This is a genomic window from Lepagella muris (genome assembly GCF_004793975.1).
GTDB classification, from domain to species: domain Bacteria; phylum Bacteroidota; class Bacteroidia; order Bacteroidales; family Muribaculaceae; genus Lepagella; species Lepagella muris.
Genome location: NZ_SRYB01000001.1, coordinates 56,702 through 71,368 on the forward strand (window position 1 = coordinate 56,702; position 14,667 = coordinate 71,368).

At 49.3% G+C, this 14,667-nt stretch carries 16 protein-coding genes and 1 tRNA gene; 2 read left to right on the top strand and 15 right to left on the bottom strand.

The annotated features are described in order from the left end of the window. Nucleotides 1-16: 16 nt before the first annotated feature. The 13 genes from E5331_RS00220 to prmC form a co-directional block, all read right to left on the bottom strand. Nucleotides 17-1,114: a fimbrillin family protein gene (locus E5331_RS00220; RefSeq protein WP_135984295.1), complete on the bottom strand. Its 1,098-nt coding sequence runs from the start codon at nt 1,112-1,114 to the stop codon at nt 17-19. Between the two features lie 36 nt (nt 1,115-1,150). Further along, nucleotides 1,151-2,191, bottom strand: coding sequence for a DUF5119 domain-containing protein (locus E5331_RS00225; protein ID WP_135984296.1), 1,041 nt, complete (start codon nt 2,189-2,191; stop codon nt 1,151-1,153). 163 nt (nt 2,192-2,354) lie between these two features. After that, nucleotides 2,355-3,692, bottom strand: a complete 1,338-nt coding sequence (locus E5331_RS00230; RefSeq protein ID WP_135984299.1) for a fimbrillin family protein — start codon at nt 3,690-3,692, stop codon at nt 2,355-2,357. A gap of 60 nt (nt 3,693-3,752) precedes the next feature. Then, a complete protein-coding gene (locus E5331_RS00235; RefSeq protein WP_135984301.1) occupies nt 3,753-4,715 on the bottom strand; it encodes a DUF5119 domain-containing protein in 963 nt (320 codons plus the stop codon). After that, nucleotides 4,712-6,016, bottom strand: coding sequence for a DUF3575 domain-containing protein (locus E5331_RS00240; protein WP_168355091.1), 1,305 nt, complete (start codon nt 6,014-6,016; stop codon nt 4,712-4,714). Before E5331_RS00240 ends, E5331_RS00235 begins: the two co-directional genes overlap by 4 nt. 276 nt (nt 6,017-6,292) lie before the next feature. Further along, entirely contained in the window at nt 6,293-7,393 is a 1,101-nt protein-coding gene (locus E5331_RS00245) for a hypothetical protein (RefSeq protein WP_123482668.1), read from the bottom strand. Beyond that, nucleotides 7,390-8,043, bottom strand: a complete 654-nt coding sequence (locus tag E5331_RS00250) for a LysE family translocator (RefSeq protein ID WP_123482669.1) — start codon at nt 8,041-8,043, stop codon at nt 7,390-7,392. The genes E5331_RS00245 and E5331_RS00250 overlap by 4 nt, the downstream gene beginning before the upstream one ends. A gap of 51 nt (nt 8,044-8,094) precedes the next feature. After that, the gene (locus E5331_RS00255; RefSeq protein ID WP_123482670.1) at nt 8,095-8,628 is read right to left on the bottom strand and encodes a hypothetical protein; all 534 of its coding nucleotides are present in this window, start codon (nt 8,626-8,628) and stop codon (nt 8,095-8,097) included. After that, nucleotides 8,625-9,068 carry a hypothetical protein gene (locus E5331_RS00260; RefSeq protein ID WP_123482671.1) on the bottom strand — a complete coding sequence of 148 codons (444 nt, stop codon included), beginning with the start codon at nt 9,066-9,068 and terminating at the stop codon, nt 8,625-8,627. Before E5331_RS00260 ends, E5331_RS00255 begins: the two co-directional genes overlap by 4 nt. Before the next feature lie 21 nt (nt 9,069-9,089). Further along, nucleotides 9,090-9,734 carry an orotate phosphoribosyltransferase gene (pyrE, locus tag E5331_RS00265; RefSeq protein ID WP_123482672.1) on the bottom strand — a complete coding sequence of 215 codons (645 nt, stop codon included), beginning with the start codon at nt 9,732-9,734 and terminating at the stop codon, nt 9,090-9,092. A gap of 179 nt (nt 9,735-9,913) precedes the next feature. Next, nucleotides 9,914-10,603, bottom strand: coding sequence for a ComF family protein (locus E5331_RS00270; protein ID WP_123482673.1), 690 nt, complete (start codon nt 10,601-10,603; stop codon nt 9,914-9,916). Between the two features lie 10 nt (nt 10,604-10,613). After that, the gene (locus E5331_RS00275; protein ID WP_123482674.1) at nt 10,614-11,120 is read right to left on the bottom strand and encodes a regulatory protein RecX; all 507 of its coding nucleotides are present in this window, start codon (nt 11,118-11,120) and stop codon (nt 10,614-10,616) included. Next, a complete protein-coding gene (prmC, locus tag E5331_RS00280; RefSeq protein ID WP_123482675.1) occupies nt 11,117-11,965 on the bottom strand; it encodes a peptide chain release factor N(5)-glutamine methyltransferase in 849 nt (282 codons plus the stop codon). Before prmC ends, E5331_RS00275 begins: the two co-directional genes overlap by 4 nt. 160 nt (nt 11,966-12,125) lie before the next feature. Between prmC and E5331_RS00285 the strand changes: the two genes are divergently transcribed. Together E5331_RS00285 and E5331_RS00290 are read left to right on the top strand one after the other, a co-directional pair. Then, nucleotides 12,126-12,199 (top strand) — tRNA-Ile (locus E5331_RS00285). 470 nt (nt 12,200-12,669) lie between these two features. Beyond that, nucleotides 12,670-13,986, top strand: coding sequence for a site-specific integrase (locus E5331_RS00290; protein ID WP_123482676.1), 1,317 nt, complete (start codon nt 12,670-12,672; stop codon nt 13,984-13,986). An 86-nt stretch (nt 13,987-14,072) separates the two neighbouring features. Here the strand turns inward: E5331_RS00290 and E5331_RS00295 are convergent, their stop codons facing one another. Beyond that, nucleotides 14,073-14,366, bottom strand: coding sequence for a helix-turn-helix domain-containing protein (locus E5331_RS00295; protein WP_168355092.1), 294 nt, complete (start codon nt 14,364-14,366; stop codon nt 14,073-14,075). Beyond that, a complete protein-coding gene (locus tag E5331_RS00300; RefSeq protein ID WP_123482678.1) occupies nt 14,363-14,662 on the bottom strand; it encodes a hypothetical protein in 300 nt (99 codons plus the stop codon). The genes E5331_RS00295 and E5331_RS00300 overlap by 4 nt, the downstream gene beginning before the upstream one ends. Nucleotides 14,663-14,667: the final 5 nt, after the last annotated feature.

Sequence of the window (14,667 nt, forward strand, 5' to 3'; positions counted from 1 at the left end):
ATTGCTTTTATTTCTGTCATCCCTCTATTTCACTACCCCAATTCGAGTTCTCATCTTCATTCCAATCAGCCACTTCCGCACTGAGACTTATGGATTTCGGAGAGATTGACAATTGCAGTTCGTAGGCTTTCCCAGATTTCAGATTGAGTGGTATATTGGCTGAGCATCGGTTGACGGTTTTGATATAGCCATCGGTCAGCAGATCATCGTGGGTAGTAATATTGTAGGTGACTGTTATCATGCAGTCGGTCGGTCCTGAGGGGATAATCATGAGGAAATTGTTGTGGGAAGTCGATGAGTTGTCGCCGCTGCCTGTCATGAAGCCGTTTGCGTCAAGGTGATAGCTGATCTCTTCGGATGCATTCGACTGATTGGTGACTAAATCTCCCCATACGCCGGTGCGTAGGTTCAGTGTGCCGGAGATTGCGAACTGAGGGGATTGCAGTGTCAGTCCGGTTATGGTGATTGTGGTGTTGGGGTCGAGTCCCTCAGTCTTTGGCTGGAGGAAACTTATGCGGGAGAGTGCATGATTGAAGTTAAACTGTACAGTTCCAGACATAAGGTCGATCGTGTTGGCGGCATCCGCATAGAGAAGATCTGTCTGGCGGAGTAGGTCTGCGCTCATCTTGAATGAGAGCTTCGGATCGCCTGTCTCCTTCTTGCCGGAAAGAGAGGTGATGCCGAATGTTTCCCCGAATGAACCGGCGTATGGTGCGTAAGCGAAGAATGAAATGTTATTCCCTGTCCAGCTCGTTTCGGGGGAATAGGTCCACGTGCCATTAGCGGGGGAGTCTGCGGATGAGAGCCATTCCACCAATTGATTATACATGAAGTTGGGCACGTGTCCGCCTGCAGCCTCGGGATTGAAACCCTGCTGACCGGTATCGAAGGCGAACACTCCGTAGCCTGTGAGTTTAAGTTTTTCCACGTCTATCACGGAGGCACGCGTCGTGGAGTTACCACGTAGATAGGCGTCAAACGTTATTACTCCGCTTGGCCCTTCTCCCTGATACTCTTGCGAGCAGCTGCCGAGAGAGAGCTCCGCTGCGATGGCGAGAGCTGATGGAAGCCACTTTATGATGCGGTCAGTCAGATATATTATGGATTTCTGCATCTGCTTATTGTCTGTTTAGTTGTTGTGAGAGAGATCCTAAATCGGGATGTTGAAGTCAATGTAGTCATCCCAATCATCAATCCAGGCATCGATACCGCTGTTGCCTGTCGAAGCGGGAGGCAAGGGAGGGTCGAGTCGCAATTCAAGAAAAAGGTCGAGGTTGTCGCCACGTCGGTTGGGGGAGTCAGTATTTCCGGAGATCAGGTTGCCTATGGGAAATAGGAATTGCTTTACGGTTTTTCCGTCGGCAAGCATGATCTGGAGCTCAAGTCGGTTCTCTTCCGGAGTGGCGTTATGGTTGGCAGGCAGTCCGAAACACCGTAGGTTTGCCGTAAGCTTACCTGAGTCGGAGGCGGAGGGGAGAGACTGTCGTGACCATTGTTCAGAGTCAATGATATGCGTGACGGTCAGGCGGTTGTTGGGTTGTGGGGTGCCGTCAAGGTTACGCGTGGCAGCGAGTCCGCTTATTGCGGCGCGTACAGCCCGTATGTTGCTGATGTTCTCAGTGAGGATTGTGAGGTGGAGAGAGTGGATTATATTCTTAGGATGGAGAGTGCCGATGGTGTCCGGCTCGGTCATTGAACCTGTGGGGATGTTCTCGACAGGTTCTGTCAGAGTCATGTCGGCAGCCAGCCATTCGGGTTCTCTTGCAATATATTTGTCGCCGTCGGCAGGATGAGGATGCCATTGAGGAGCATCCTTTTCAGCCGCGACAGCGGCGCAATCTGTGGTGCCCAATCCTTGGAAATTGATGTTGTCAAATTCCTTTTCCGAAAGGTTAAACACGGTGATGTGGTATTGTCCTATGGGTAGAGTCGGAGTGACGGCAAGTATGTTGTTGGATATAGTCTGAACGATTTCATCGGTTTTCGTATTCCTGCACATCACGGTCATCCCAGTGGGGACTTCTTTGCTGAATCCGCTCCAATCTATGTTTATCCGAGTCTGCCTGTTGGTCAGCGCAGGGACTTCCGGATTGGAGCAAGAACAGATCATTGCACACGACACGACGCATGTGCCGCAGGATAGTGCTATCCGCAGTCGTCTTAGCAAGTTATGTGTCGGTCGGGGGAGCATAGGGGGTATTGTTTATGGTTTATGGTCTATGGTTGAGGGAGGAGATGCTATGGATATTGACCGGGCACACCCATATTTATACAAGTGGTTTGTGTGCCCGGTCGAAGAACCTTTATTCCCTATAAACGATTGCTCTTATAGTAGTTGTTTGGTGAAATGGTTATTACATTGGGATTTCATTGCCATTTTTCCATTCGTCATCCCAGTCGGAGACTGATACTTGGAATTTGATGGGTTCGTCCAGAATCGGGTCGCCTGGCACTTTCCCATCGGGAGGTGTGATTCCCGGTGGTATGGAATCAGGAAGATTCGGAGGATACACACCGCCACCTGTAGATGGTCCGCAAATATCGAGCACATATTTATATATTTTTCCACGTTGCCAGTCGATTTCTATAGGCACGCAGGTATAGCCGTATGCATTTTCATCCCATTTGTCGGTATGGGGGAATAGCTGATGAGTGTGGGAAGCATTCATATCTGTTTTGTCTGTCGGGGTATTTGGATAATCATCAGTCTCTTTTGATCCATGAAATGCCTCTATGCGACAATAAAGAAGGATGTATGCCTTTTGGGTGTTTACGTTCTCAAAGGTGATTCCCGGCTGTTTCCCTTCCCAGGGTTTGACTTTCTGAGGGATCAGCATAAGGCTACCTATATTGTTTGCAGATAAAATACTTTTGGGGTCTGTTGTGAGTGTTATGGGTGTCTCATGAAATGATCCGTATGCAACGTGGGAATCAGTCTTTGGTTCCCACGTATGTCCGCAAGAGAAATCATCAGTAGATTCGTTATCTTTAAACTTATAGTTGGCTGAAAGGTCGCCGATTGAACTGGCGTTTACAATCCATGCCCCTTTTATCTTGACAATACGGTGGTTGTTGTTGCCTGTGCCACCTTTCGCCCATATTTTAATCTGAGACAGGGCGTGTTCAAAATTGAGGTTAACATTACTTGTCGCACCATGCACGTGGGTAAAGGCCACTACCAAATCCCTCTGAATATTACCATCCAGATAATTAAGATAATTGTCGCCATTTTTACGTGTGGAGCGTTTGGGTGAGAATCCTTTAAGTTCCGGACCGTTGTCTTTATTGAATCCAAGTTTTCCATTCCCTCCAAAAATATCGGGATATTCCTCATCCGTATTTATGCGAGAGGTGAATCCCCAGAACAGGACATCGCTTACGTCTGATGGCCAGTAGATCTTGGTGTTCAGATCCCAGCGGTCAGAGGCCTCTTCTCTGGCATTATAACGTTTAGCAATTTCCGGATTAGTCTCTCCTATGACGAAATTGTCAAGGAAAGTTCCTTGGGAAGGATTTACACCACGGGCGAAAACGCCGAAATCACCGAGATTGCCAATTTTGATTTCTGTTGCACGCGTGGAGCGTCCCACGGATGCAGAGAAGGTTATGGCTCCACCTTTAGGGTCAGTGTTCTCCGTAACCACGTCATCGCTTACACACGAACTGACCATCAATCCGGCAAAAGCTGTCAAGGTTAAAAGTTTTGTGTTAATAATAAGTGATTTATAATTGATTTGATTGAGTTGTTATAATTATTTCATTGGAATCTCCACCACTTCCGTGTCGTCCCAATCGTTCACTCCCGGGGTCATTCCGGTGCCGTCGGCTGATGGGAGTCTCAAGCCGCTCACTACAATATAGACGTTCTTGGGATCGGGTGCGTCATGCACCTGGTCGGTGATGTCGTAGGTGTAGTAGTATTTGGAAGTTGTGTAGATTCTCAGATAGTGTTTCACGTCATGAGGGGAGACATCGCCGAATATGGCGAATGTAGCGGTAAGGGAGGTATCATCGTTAGTGGTGAGTCCGAACGGCACTGTCGTGTCGTTTCCTCCCGGTAGCGCGGTGGATATTCTCCAATGCTCAGCCACACCTGTGACCACGGCACTCGCCTGAAGGTCGGACGAGAAGTTCTGTATATCCACGCGCACATGCCATATTGCCGACACGCGTTGCGGGGTAAATCTCACGGTATAATGGACAATCTCATGTCCTTTACCGGTTTTCTCGTCGACGTTCAGTTGTGTGTCGTGGATGTGGGCGTAGAGATGATCTGCCGGATTGTGGATCGGCTGGTCCTCGCTCTGTGGGGGGCGGGGTGCACCATCGTCGCTACGGTTGAGGGGGCTGAGTAAAGAGTTATAATCGGTAGTAATGACGGTAGTTGTCAAGGTGTTGCCCCTCTCGCGGTTGAAGTCGGTGTCACCGTTGTAGCACACCATTGTGTAGTTGCCTGCGGGTACCTTCATCTGGTACGTGACAGCATCTCTTCTCACACCGGAGAACTCCGCCCGCGTGCCTGTGCCTCCCCCTGTGGGGAATGCCCACACCACCATGGTGGAGGGATGAGCATCCGGCTCAAGACTCCAGTCGAATTCTATGTCTACGATGGCTCCGTGGGTGTGGTCGTAGCATAGCTCGCGCTGTGAGCATCCTTGTATGAAGATGGCTGTGAGACAAATGAATGTCGATATGAGGTTAGACTGTCGTATCATCTCTCACCTCCTTTCGTGTATTTATTGCAGGCGGGCTTGCCGATAAGCCATATCAGGGATATTCCGGCACGTGTAGGCACGAGCCAGTGCAGACGGTGGGTGGAGAGCCATACATCGCATTCATCGATGGGACGGTGCTTCTTATATGTGCCCCATAGATAGCCAACTCCCAGAGAACATTCTATGTAGAGACGGCGTGCCACGGGGAGAGAATATTTGTAGACGATGCCGACAGCATAGTTCCATTTGTCGGAGAGTACGCCCTTGCGCTCTCCAAACTGGAAATCGTAGACAGCCATCTGTCCGTAGAGTCCGATGAAGTGTCCGGCGAAACGGTCGCTGTAGGAATGTAGTCTACCCAGACGAGTGTAGAGTGACAGGTCGCCTCCGTAGATGCGCCAATATTTATGGACTGAGGCCTTGTTCCAGCGTGCATACATCCAGTTCGCCTCAGCCGACAGATGCTTGCCGATGGGGATCTCCACCCCAATGTTGGGGGTGAGGGCGGCATCATACAGCAGATTGGTCTTTAGTAGAATCGTGAAGTCAGGTCTGCTCTTGGCAGAGGGTGTGATATCGGTTGCATACGTCGTGCCGGAAGCATGGGATAGTGGAGAATCGACTGTGTCGGTAAATGATTGTGTAGCCATTGACAGTGAGTCGGCGTTTGCCTCCGGCATATTTTCGCAAGGGATGGGTTCCACAGTCTCCCATTCATATATTATGCGGTAGTGTGCGTTGCGCATTGTAGGAAATAGATGCTCCGACATATATTCCCAGGCGCGTCCTCCATTCAGGTCCTGCAGCTGTTTCTTCCTTCCGCCCACGATTCTTTTCCCTTGGAATATCCAGATGGGTGTGTGTGATATAATGTCGAGCACCTCATCGCGCCATGGCATGTCGGTGTCTGTCACGAGTGTGTGAAGCATCTCCCAGTCTACGTCGGATGGGAGTATGGTCACGATTGAGTCGGGGAGGTTTGTGTGGGAGAGGATGTATTCGCGGGCGGAGAGTGCGCGTCGTTCGGAGAGCCGGCGGTTGAGGTCGGATGGACCTTCGGGGGATGCGGAACCTTTTATAGACACAGATTTTAGCCTTACGGTGGGGGCGGAGGCAATACTGTCGAGCAATGATGTGAGATGTCGTAGCCGGATGTTGTTGTCGGAGAAGTTTGTGTCCAGACGTGAATATCCTTGCCGAAAATGGATCTGAGTGTAGATGGTGTCACGATTGATTTCTGTGTTATCCGTATGTCCGCAAGAGGAGTCTGTTCCGATAGTTCTTGCAGATATAAGAGTCATATCGGAACTTTGTGTTGCGTTAATCAAAAGATAACAAAATAACAGATATATCGTAAAAAAGAATTTCATGATATAACTAAAAGTTAATCAGAAAAAGAATTTTGCAAATTTATATTAAAACAAATAATCTCCAATGATTTTTTATGTTATTAAATGCTAAAAGATGTTAAGTTGAGGGTTTGGGGGGCATAAGTGGATGATTATAAGGTGTGGTGTATGGTAATTATGGGCAAAATTATCAAGAAATCCGATATTTTTATTTTAGTATACTCAGTATTACCGGCTGCTTATCGGTTTGCGCAGGCGTAGGGTTGAGGATTGGTATGGGAACTGCAACAGGAGAGTGTCGCCCTCTCCACGTTGAGCCTTGATGTCTTTATTGAGCGGCATCCCTTCGGAGTCATACCACATGACGCTGTACGTGTCGGGATATGGGTCGGGATTCAGTATGGCCTTTACCATTCCGGTCTTCCAGAACGTGGGATTGATCTTTGCTCCTGAGAGGTAGATGAGAAGATACCTTCCGTTGTCTTTCACTATTGCCAGTCGATAGTCGCCGCCGAGCCTGAGCAACGATTCGTCAAGGGTACGGTCGAATACCATCCAGTATCCTTCCAGCGGATCGTCGGAGGCGTTTATCCGTTCCTCAATCATTGCAGTGTCGCTCCAATTGGGATGAGGCTCGTATGATTGCGGGGTGAGGTCGAAGAATGATATGTCGGTCAGGGTTATGTCTGCTCCAGGATAGGCTGCGAATCCGAATGAGGAGCAGTCTTTGCTTTTGTAGGGGCATTCGAATACCATGTTCTCATCGCGATTGCCGCCGGAGAGGGTGATTGTCTTGTTTTTTATTGAAAGATGCCAGAAATTGGTGCCTGTATAGCAGTCGAATTTCTTGGAGGGAGGGCAGGTGGTGATCTTCACCGCCTTATCGAAGAACACCGCCTCCACGCATAGTCCGGATGATGATGATATCTGGTCGGATTGCTCGATGGCGCGCACCGTTATTGAAAGCGTGTCGTTGTCGGTGGATATGAGCATGAAGCTCCAGGCGGGATTCTTTGCGGTATGCTTGCGTCTGTCGGTGGAGGTGTAGGTGGCTTTTTTCGAGGGATGGAAGGCGCGGTTGGAGGCGCGGAAGGTTATGGAGAGCTCGGAGGTGGGTCGGTTTAGGGGTATGCAGTCATACACAATGGAATCCGACCGGTTGCATATCGTGATGCCGTCGGGCGTGGCATAACGGAAGGGATTGTATCCGCGCCCACGGTTCCAATTCAGGCTCTTGCCGACAGTGGATGGTGACGGACTCATAGGGAGTGCCTGCAGTCCGGATAATATGAGGATGATTATGGTCAGTAGACGTAGGGATAAGATCATGATATGAGATTTGTGATGCCGGTCACGATGCCTACTATTGCGAATAGGAGTATGATGGTGCCTATTATCCGGTTGATGAGCCACATCGACCGCAAGTTGAAGTGAGCCCTCACTTTGTCGATGGCGAAAGTGACCATCCACCACCAGGCGACGGCACCCGTGAATATTGCCAGGAATCCTATTATGTAGTGGTAGAACTTCACTTCGGGTACCGGGAAATTGAATCGTGCGAAGAGACCGATTATAAGGAAGAGTATCAGTGGATTGGAGAATGTGAATAGGAATCCTCCGAGTATATTCTTCTTCGGTGACACCGGTTCGGGTCTTACGGCGGGTTTGAGAGATGATGCCGGGTTCTTCTTAAAGAGGTATATTCCGAATCCGATAAGCACCGCACTCCCGACAAGCTGTATGACGTTCTGGTTGTGTTCGAGAAATTCCTGGATGAACGACAGACCGAATCCTGTCAGCAGGCAATAGAAAAGATCGGATATGGCAGCACCCACTCCGGTGTAGAATCCGGGGCGTCGTCCTTTGTCGAGCGTGCGCTGTATGCATAATATCCCTACCGGACCCATTGGGGCTGAGATAAGGATTCCTATGGCGATGCCACGCCAGATCATATAAAAAAGACTTTCAATCAAGTCCATCTTCAATCAACTTAATGGAGTGTGCCGCCATTGATGCGGCACGTTCTCCTGTCAGTTAGTTATAATGTATCCACCGTTGGCTGTAGGGAGGCAACGGTAGCGTCTTAATCCGTATTTTGTGTCGCCGGCGGCTGCCGGTCCTGACAATGGAGTGCCGCCACCCATTGTCACGTCGTAATGAGATCCACATTCAGGACACACTGCCTCATACATATCCCCTTCGACGTACACCCTCACCGTGCGTTTCATCTCCACGGGGCATGCCAGGTCGTATGCGAGAGGCATGTCTGCCGTCATTGTGTAGGGATCCATTCCGCTTATCAGAAGCACGCCACCGAATCCGGTGGCGGAAGTCTGGGTATATGGGAATCCTAAAGGTTCACGCCCCTCGTTGCCGGAGAGGATGAAGTTGCGGGAGGATCCGAATCCTGCCACGCCGTAGGTGTTCCAGGTGCCTTGGTCTGCCAGCGAGATGTTTACCGGTAGGGATGGTATGCGGTCATCGTCTACGCTGTGGCATCCGGCAGTGATGGATGCGAGAATGGCTACGACGGCATTTATTGTCAGCAAACGCCCGATTCTCATGCGAACGGGATTGCTCTAAGCACCTGACCGAACTGGTCTGCCATCTTCTGGAGCGGACCGCTCACCATGGGCTTGAGCATGGCGGGTATGGAGATGTCGATCGTCACCTTTGCCTTTGATGTGGATTCACCTTCGGGGGTGATGTGAAGCGAAAGGGAGAGTGCGATTCCCGGAGGAAGTCCTTCCCCCGCGAGCTTTATAAGCGTAGGCTCGACTTTCTCTTTCATACGGAATGTCAGTGCGCCTACCGGACCGCCGGGGACTGTCACAGAGTCGGGCGTGACTGAGATGCTGTTGAACATCTCCAATTTGTCGGCGGGAATCTTGTCGGCGGGCACTTTTTCAAGAAGGCTGCGGAGATTGTCGAGATTCGATAGCTTGGAGTAGACGGCTCCGGCGGGAGCCATGAGCGAGATTTCTTCGCTGTTATATGTTGCCATATCTTTTTTATTGCTTTTGGGTTATTCTTTGAAATCAGGAGCCCAATCTGCCGGGTCTTCTCTCCATTCGCGGAGAGCTTCCGTCTCAGCCGGACTGATGTAGTTTTTTTCCTCGGCAACTTCCAGCATTACGGAATACGTGCAAAGAGGCACGAGGGTGATGTCAGCCTCATGGAAACGCTTGATCGCCATAGGGAACTGATAGCTGAAAAGGCATGTCATACCAATCACTTCGCTCCCGTAGGTCTGCAAGGTCTCGACGGTCTTCAGCGAGCTGCCTCCCGTGGATACAAGATCTTCAATCACCACGATTTTCTTTCCGGGCATGAGATTCCCTTCGATAAGGTTCTCAAGACCGTGGTCTTTCGGGGTGGCGCGGACGTACAGGTATGGAAGACCCAATGTGTCTGCCACGATGGCTCCGATGGCGATTGCGCCGGTGGCAACTCCCGCAATGGCTTCCACGTCGGGGAAATGCTCGAGAATGGCACGCGCGAACTCTACCTTTATCAGATTCCTGATGTCGGGATATGAGAGTATGCGGCGATTATCATTATAGATAGGGGAGTTCCATCCCGAAGCCCACACAAACGGATTTTGTGGCTGTAGTTTGATGGCACTCACCTGAAGGAGTTTCTCGGCAAGAATTCTTTCCGTTTTTTTCATAATACAGTGGCGATTATTTGAATTAAAAGACCTGTAGCATTTTGAGAAAAGGCGTGATTGCCCTTTCCACGAAAGTGCAAAATTACACTTATCTACAAAAACATCCAAACATAAAACGTCAAAACGGAAGAAAAAATGATTGTGGAAATGTAAAAATGTGTTAATTCGCACTGATTTCATCAGAATGTTACCCCGAGAGTGAACACGCTCACGTGGGCGGAGGGGATGCTTCCGGTGATCGCTTTCCCTGCGGAACAGAGTGTGGAGCCCGTGGTGCATACGTCGTCGACGAGCAGTATCCCCTTCCCTGCATATTCCTGCGGATCCGGCACGGAGAATATATCGGATGTGTTGGAAAGGCGTTGCTGATGAGAGAGTGAGGTCTGCGTGCGGTGCGGACGTATGGCCTTCAGCGCGAGGCTTACCGGTATTCCTGTGGCGTCACTTATTCCCTTGGCGATGTGGTGGGTCTGGTTGTAGCCGCGTATAGCCTGCTTGATGAAGTGCATGGGCACGGGTATGATCACGTCTATGTCATTGAAAAAGCCGGAGGGGAATAACTCTTCTGCGGCGATTCTTCCGAGCATCTGTCCGATTCCGGGATAATGTCGGTATTTCATATCCTGTATGATGGTCGAGATCGGGGCGTTGCGGTTGTAGAGGAAATGCCCGGTGGCGCGTTCAAACGGGAATTTCCCGGCAAGACGCTCCTCAATTGGGTTCAGCGGGCGACGGTGGTAGCCGGAGCGGGGCAGTTCGGCAAGACATTTCGTGCATACGAATCTCTCGTGGGGCGCAAGCTTGCCTTCGCATACGTGGCATGTCGCGGGAAATACGAAGTTGAGGAGATCGGTGAGCCAATGTTTCATTATTCCGGTTTCATGATTTTGAGGTTAGGGAAGGGTCTCGCAGTATGTTTTTCACGGCTTCCGATGCGAGCGAAGGCTCGAATCCGCGTGCCATTATATGACGGTATAGGCGCATGCGGTTGTCGCGTCCCGATTCCCCGAAGAGGTCAAGGGTGCGGGCTTTCGCAATGGCGGTACGCATTAGGGCGGCATGATAGTCGTTCTCATCAATTGCACTCAGTCCTTCGGCAATTTCATCCGGACGCAGGCGTTTGGCGGCAAGGGCTGTCTGGATCTTATATTTGCCCCACGACGAGAAACGGCATTTGTCGCGTGAGAAACTTCGTGCGAACCTTTTATTGTCGATGAATTTGTTCTCTTTAAGGAAGTTGATCGTTTCGGCAGTCTGTGAGGAAGTCAGCCCTAACTTATATAGCTTCTGCTTGATGTCGGCCTCACATTGTTCGGAACGCGCACATATATCCGCCATGCGGATGCGTGCAGCTTCAAGGGTGATGGGTTGTCTCTCGTTCATCATAGATTTGCGTTGTTGGTGGCCTTGATAAAACGAAGTTTACCGAAAGAGTCGCGTATGACCTGCACATCGTCAAATCCGCAGTCGGTGAGATAGCGGCTCAGTTCATCGGCATGACGCGGATTGATCTCAAAGTATAGCTTTCCCGCCGGGGATAGTTTCCTGACAGCAATCTCCGCGATGCGTTTGTAGAAGAGTAGAGGATTGTCGTCGGGAACAAACAGGGCAATCTTAGGCTCATAGTCAAGCACGTTTGGCTCCATGCCTGATTTCTCGCTCTCATCGATATAGGGAGGATTGCTCACTATGATGTCGAAGATCCCTTCGGGGGAGACTGTCAAGATATCCTCCTTTATGAAACTGACGTTGGCTTTCAGATTTGATGCATTTTCACGAGCCACGGCAAGGGCGGCGTCGGAGATATCGACAGCTGTGACGGTAGGAAAACGGAGGGAGCGGGCGAGTGCTATGGCGATACAGCCTGAGCCGGTGCCGATATCAAGCACACGCAGATCCTCGGTCTCTCCGGCATCGGATACTATTATGTCGACCAGTTCATCGGTTTCCGGACGAGGTATCAGCACGTCGGGCGTCACTTTCATTTCCATGCCGTGAAAACGGGCCTCACCGGTGATATACTGTATCGGTTCATGCTTGACGAGTCTTTTTAGAATCGCATCTATTTCCGATTTTATGAAAGGGGAGAGAGAGGCATCCTCATGCATGATGATGTCAACCGTGTTCCACCCCTTGAGATAATGGAACATTATACGGATTATGGCTTCAGTCTCGCCATTGCCATAAAGTGGGCGCAAAATTTCGCGCAATTTTCTAAGAGTGTCGCGCATGGAATGAAATTATTGAAAAACAAGACTATAAATCCAGTCATCCCGTTGCCTGACGGCTTTCGGAAGAAAGAATTACAACAAAATTAACATTAAAAAGAGAGAAAAACAAAAAATAATTTGGATAAAAGAAAAAAAAGATATAATTTTGCACTCGCAAAAGGGTCCTATAGCTCAGTTGGTCAGAGCACCTGACTCATAATCAGGGAGTCCTTGGTTCAAGCCCAAGTGGGACCACAAGTAAAAATTACCAAATTAAGAAAATCGCTGAAAATCAGACATTTCAGCGATTTTTCTTTTGCCCTTTTCCATCGAAAATCGGCAAAATATTGAAGTCTGCGGAGTATAATTCGGGAACAGTCAGAATTGATGCCGTTTTGTTCACCAGAATCGCCGTAACTCTCTGATAATACGATGATAGCAGAAATCCAACTCGATTTTAGGGCTCAATTTCATCGTTTTTCTACATAAAAATCAGGACCCCACTCTTTATGTTAAAGTAGCTGGATGCCAACAGTTAAATAATGTTGAGAGCAGGAAACCTTAAAAGTGAGGAATCGGATATAGGAGTAGATTTGAGGTGATTTTAGGACTTTGTTCCCGATTCTTACACCTGAAATGATAATATTTCTCTGATATTCAATTTTCTGCGCCATAAGAGCATGACACGTGATAATTAATTTTGTGTCAAATTAAAATTGACTCTTATGTATCAGCCAAATTATTACACGCTGTCCTTCATGATGAGGTCGGCTCGCTCCACCAGAACAGGTGAGGCACCAATCTACGCACGAATAACTGTCTCAGGACAACGTGCGGAGTTCAACATCAACAGAAATGTTGATCCTGAAAACTGGAATACTGCCAAAGGCATGTCCAAAGGTCGTTCCAAACGAGACATCGAACTGAACAAGTATCTCGAATCAATACGTGCGCGAATCAGTGAGATTCATGCCCAGCTCGTGAAGGATGAGGAAGTAATCAACCCTGTCATTCTCAAAAATCACTATCTCGGCAACATTGCCGGGCCAAGGTTGCTTGTCGAGACATTCAACGGTGTCGTAGCCCAATACAAGGAGAAACTTGAAATGGGCGACATCTGCTTATGTACCTTCCTACGCTGGGAGCGTTGCGGCAAATATCTTTCGGAGTTCCTAAGCAAGCGTGAGGGTTCTCCGGATATACCTATCAAAAAACTCACAAGCGGAATGATTGATGATTTCGAGCACTTCCTCCGCGTGACCAAGGAGAACGGCAATAACGCCGCCGTGAAATATATCCGCTATCTAAAGAAGGTGACCCGCATAGCTCTTGCCAACAAGTGGATGGACGAGGATCCTTTCATCAACAAGCGATATACCCGGACTCAGGCTAAGCGCGAGGCTCTCAACGAAGATGAGTTGAAGCGTATCATGTCGCTCAACCTGACAGACCTCCCCAGTCTCGAAAAGGTTCGTGACACCTTCATCTTCTGCTGCTTCACAGGATTGGCGTTTGTTGATGTATCGACGCTTTCCAAAGCGCAGATTGTCGAAGACGAGAACGGAGAACGCTGGATAAAGAAGCCTCGCCAGAAAACGGGAGAAATTAGTTCTATCCCACTACTGGGTATTCCGGCCAAGATTCTGGAAAAATACAAAGACCACCCGATGGTGGTTTCAAAAGGCATCATGCTCCCGGTAATCTCCAATCAGCGAATGAACGCGTACCTGCTGGAAATAGCGACTCTCGCAAAGGTGAAAAAACACCTTACAACGCACATCGCCCGCCATACTTTCGCCACGGTATCACTCAGAAATCACGTGCCTATCGAGTCAATATCGAAAATGCTTGGGCATTCAGACATTCAGACGACTCAGATCTACGCAAAGATGGTGGATGAAGCAATCTCGGAGGATATGCAGAAGATGCGCTCCAAGTTTGACAAGATGGAGGATGCGGTTACTCCCCTCAAAGAAAAACCGACGGACTTTGTTAGAGAACCACCGAAAAAACGTGGACGTCCGAGAAAAAATCCTCTTTGAGGAATGACAGAATGAAGGGCGACAATCGAGCATGGCACTCGGTTGTCGCCCTTTTCAGTCCAGTTTATATGTATAGCACAATCACATCAGTATCTGGCGTGGAAGTTGGCGTTGAGCCATTCTTCTATCTCGGCTTCATCATAGATGGTCTTGCCACCTATTTTATAGTAGGGAATTATGTTTGCGTTGCGGAAGTTCTGAAGTGTCCGGCGGTGTAGTGACAGTCGTCTTGACAATTCGCGGTCCTCGATGAAGAACCTTCCTGCCAATGGCGGACGGATATTCGGAGCGATTGCCTCAAACATTTCCGCCAGCTCCCTTGCCTGAGCATAGAATGTCATCACGCTGGGATGGCGTTTGGTGATAATATCATCTGTCATTGGCATCCTCCGGCCTCCATCCGGTTGTCGTCAAGATAACGCCCTATCTCAGCTTCGCTGAACAGGCAGTTTCCTCCCAGCTCTTGAAAGAAGCCTATCTTTCCGCTTGATTTCAGTGTCTGAAGTTGCCGGACTGTGATACACATGGCATTTGCTGCCGCGTATGATGTGAGCCATCTTCCGGAACCGGCAGGAGGATGAAGCAGTTTCCACATGCGGCTCACCATTGTGTGAAGTAACTGCATGGACTTCACCATGTCCTCAAATACCTCCTTGTCTATTTCGATTGTCTGCATAGGCG

Excerpts from the sequence above, each read along its gene's own strand:
- E5331_RS00220 (WP_135984295.1), bottom strand. The coding sequence starts at position 1,114 with ATGCAGAAATCCATAATATATCTGACTGACCGCATCATAAAGTGGCTT.
- E5331_RS00225 (WP_135984296.1), bottom strand. The coding sequence starts at position 2,191 with ATGCTCCCCCGACCGACACATAACTTGCTAAGACGACTGCGGATAGCA.
- E5331_RS00235 (WP_135984301.1), bottom strand. The coding sequence starts at position 4,715 with ATGATACGACAGTCTAACCTCATATCGACATTCATTTGTCTCACAGCC.
- E5331_RS00240 (WP_168355091.1), bottom strand. The coding sequence starts at position 6,016 with ATGACTCTTATATCTGCAAGAACTATCGGAACAGACTCCTCTTGCGGA.
- E5331_RS00245 (WP_123482668.1), bottom strand. The coding sequence starts at position 7,393 with ATGATCTTATCCCTACGTCTACTGACCATAATCATCCTCATATTATCC.
- E5331_RS00250 (WP_123482669.1), bottom strand. The coding sequence starts at position 8,043 with ATGGACTTGATTGAAAGTCTTTTTTATATGATCTGGCGTGGCATCGCC.
- E5331_RS00255 (WP_123482670.1), bottom strand. The coding sequence starts at position 8,628 with ATGAGAATCGGGCGTTTGCTGACAATAAATGCCGTCGTAGCCATTCTC.
- E5331_RS00260 (WP_123482671.1), bottom strand. The coding sequence starts at position 9,068 with ATGGCAACATATAACAGCGAAGAAATCTCGCTCATGGCTCCCGCCGGA.
- pyrE (WP_123482672.1), bottom strand. The coding sequence starts at position 9,734 with ATGAAAAAAACGGAAAGAATTCTTGCCGAGAAACTCCTTCAGGTGAGT.
- E5331_RS00270 (WP_123482673.1), bottom strand. The coding sequence starts at position 10,603 with ATGAAACATTGGCTCACCGATCTCCTCAACTTCGTATTTCCCGCGACA.
- E5331_RS00275 (WP_123482674.1), bottom strand. The coding sequence starts at position 11,120 with ATGATGAACGAGAGACAACCCATCACCCTTGAAGCTGCACGCATCCGC.
- prmC (WP_123482675.1), bottom strand. The coding sequence starts at position 11,965 with ATGCGCGACACTCTTAGAAAATTGCGCGAAATTTTGCGCCCACTTTAT.
- E5331_RS00290 (WP_123482676.1), top strand. The coding sequence starts at position 12,670 with ATGTATCAGCCAAATTATTACACGCTGTCCTTCATGATGAGGTCGGCT.
- E5331_RS00295 (WP_168355092.1), bottom strand. The coding sequence starts at position 14,366 with ATGACAGATGATATTATCACCAAACGCCATCCCAGCGTGATGACATTC.
- E5331_RS00300 (WP_123482678.1), bottom strand. The coding sequence starts at position 14,662 with ATGCAGACAATCGAAATAGACAAGGAGGTATTTGAGGACATGGTGAAG.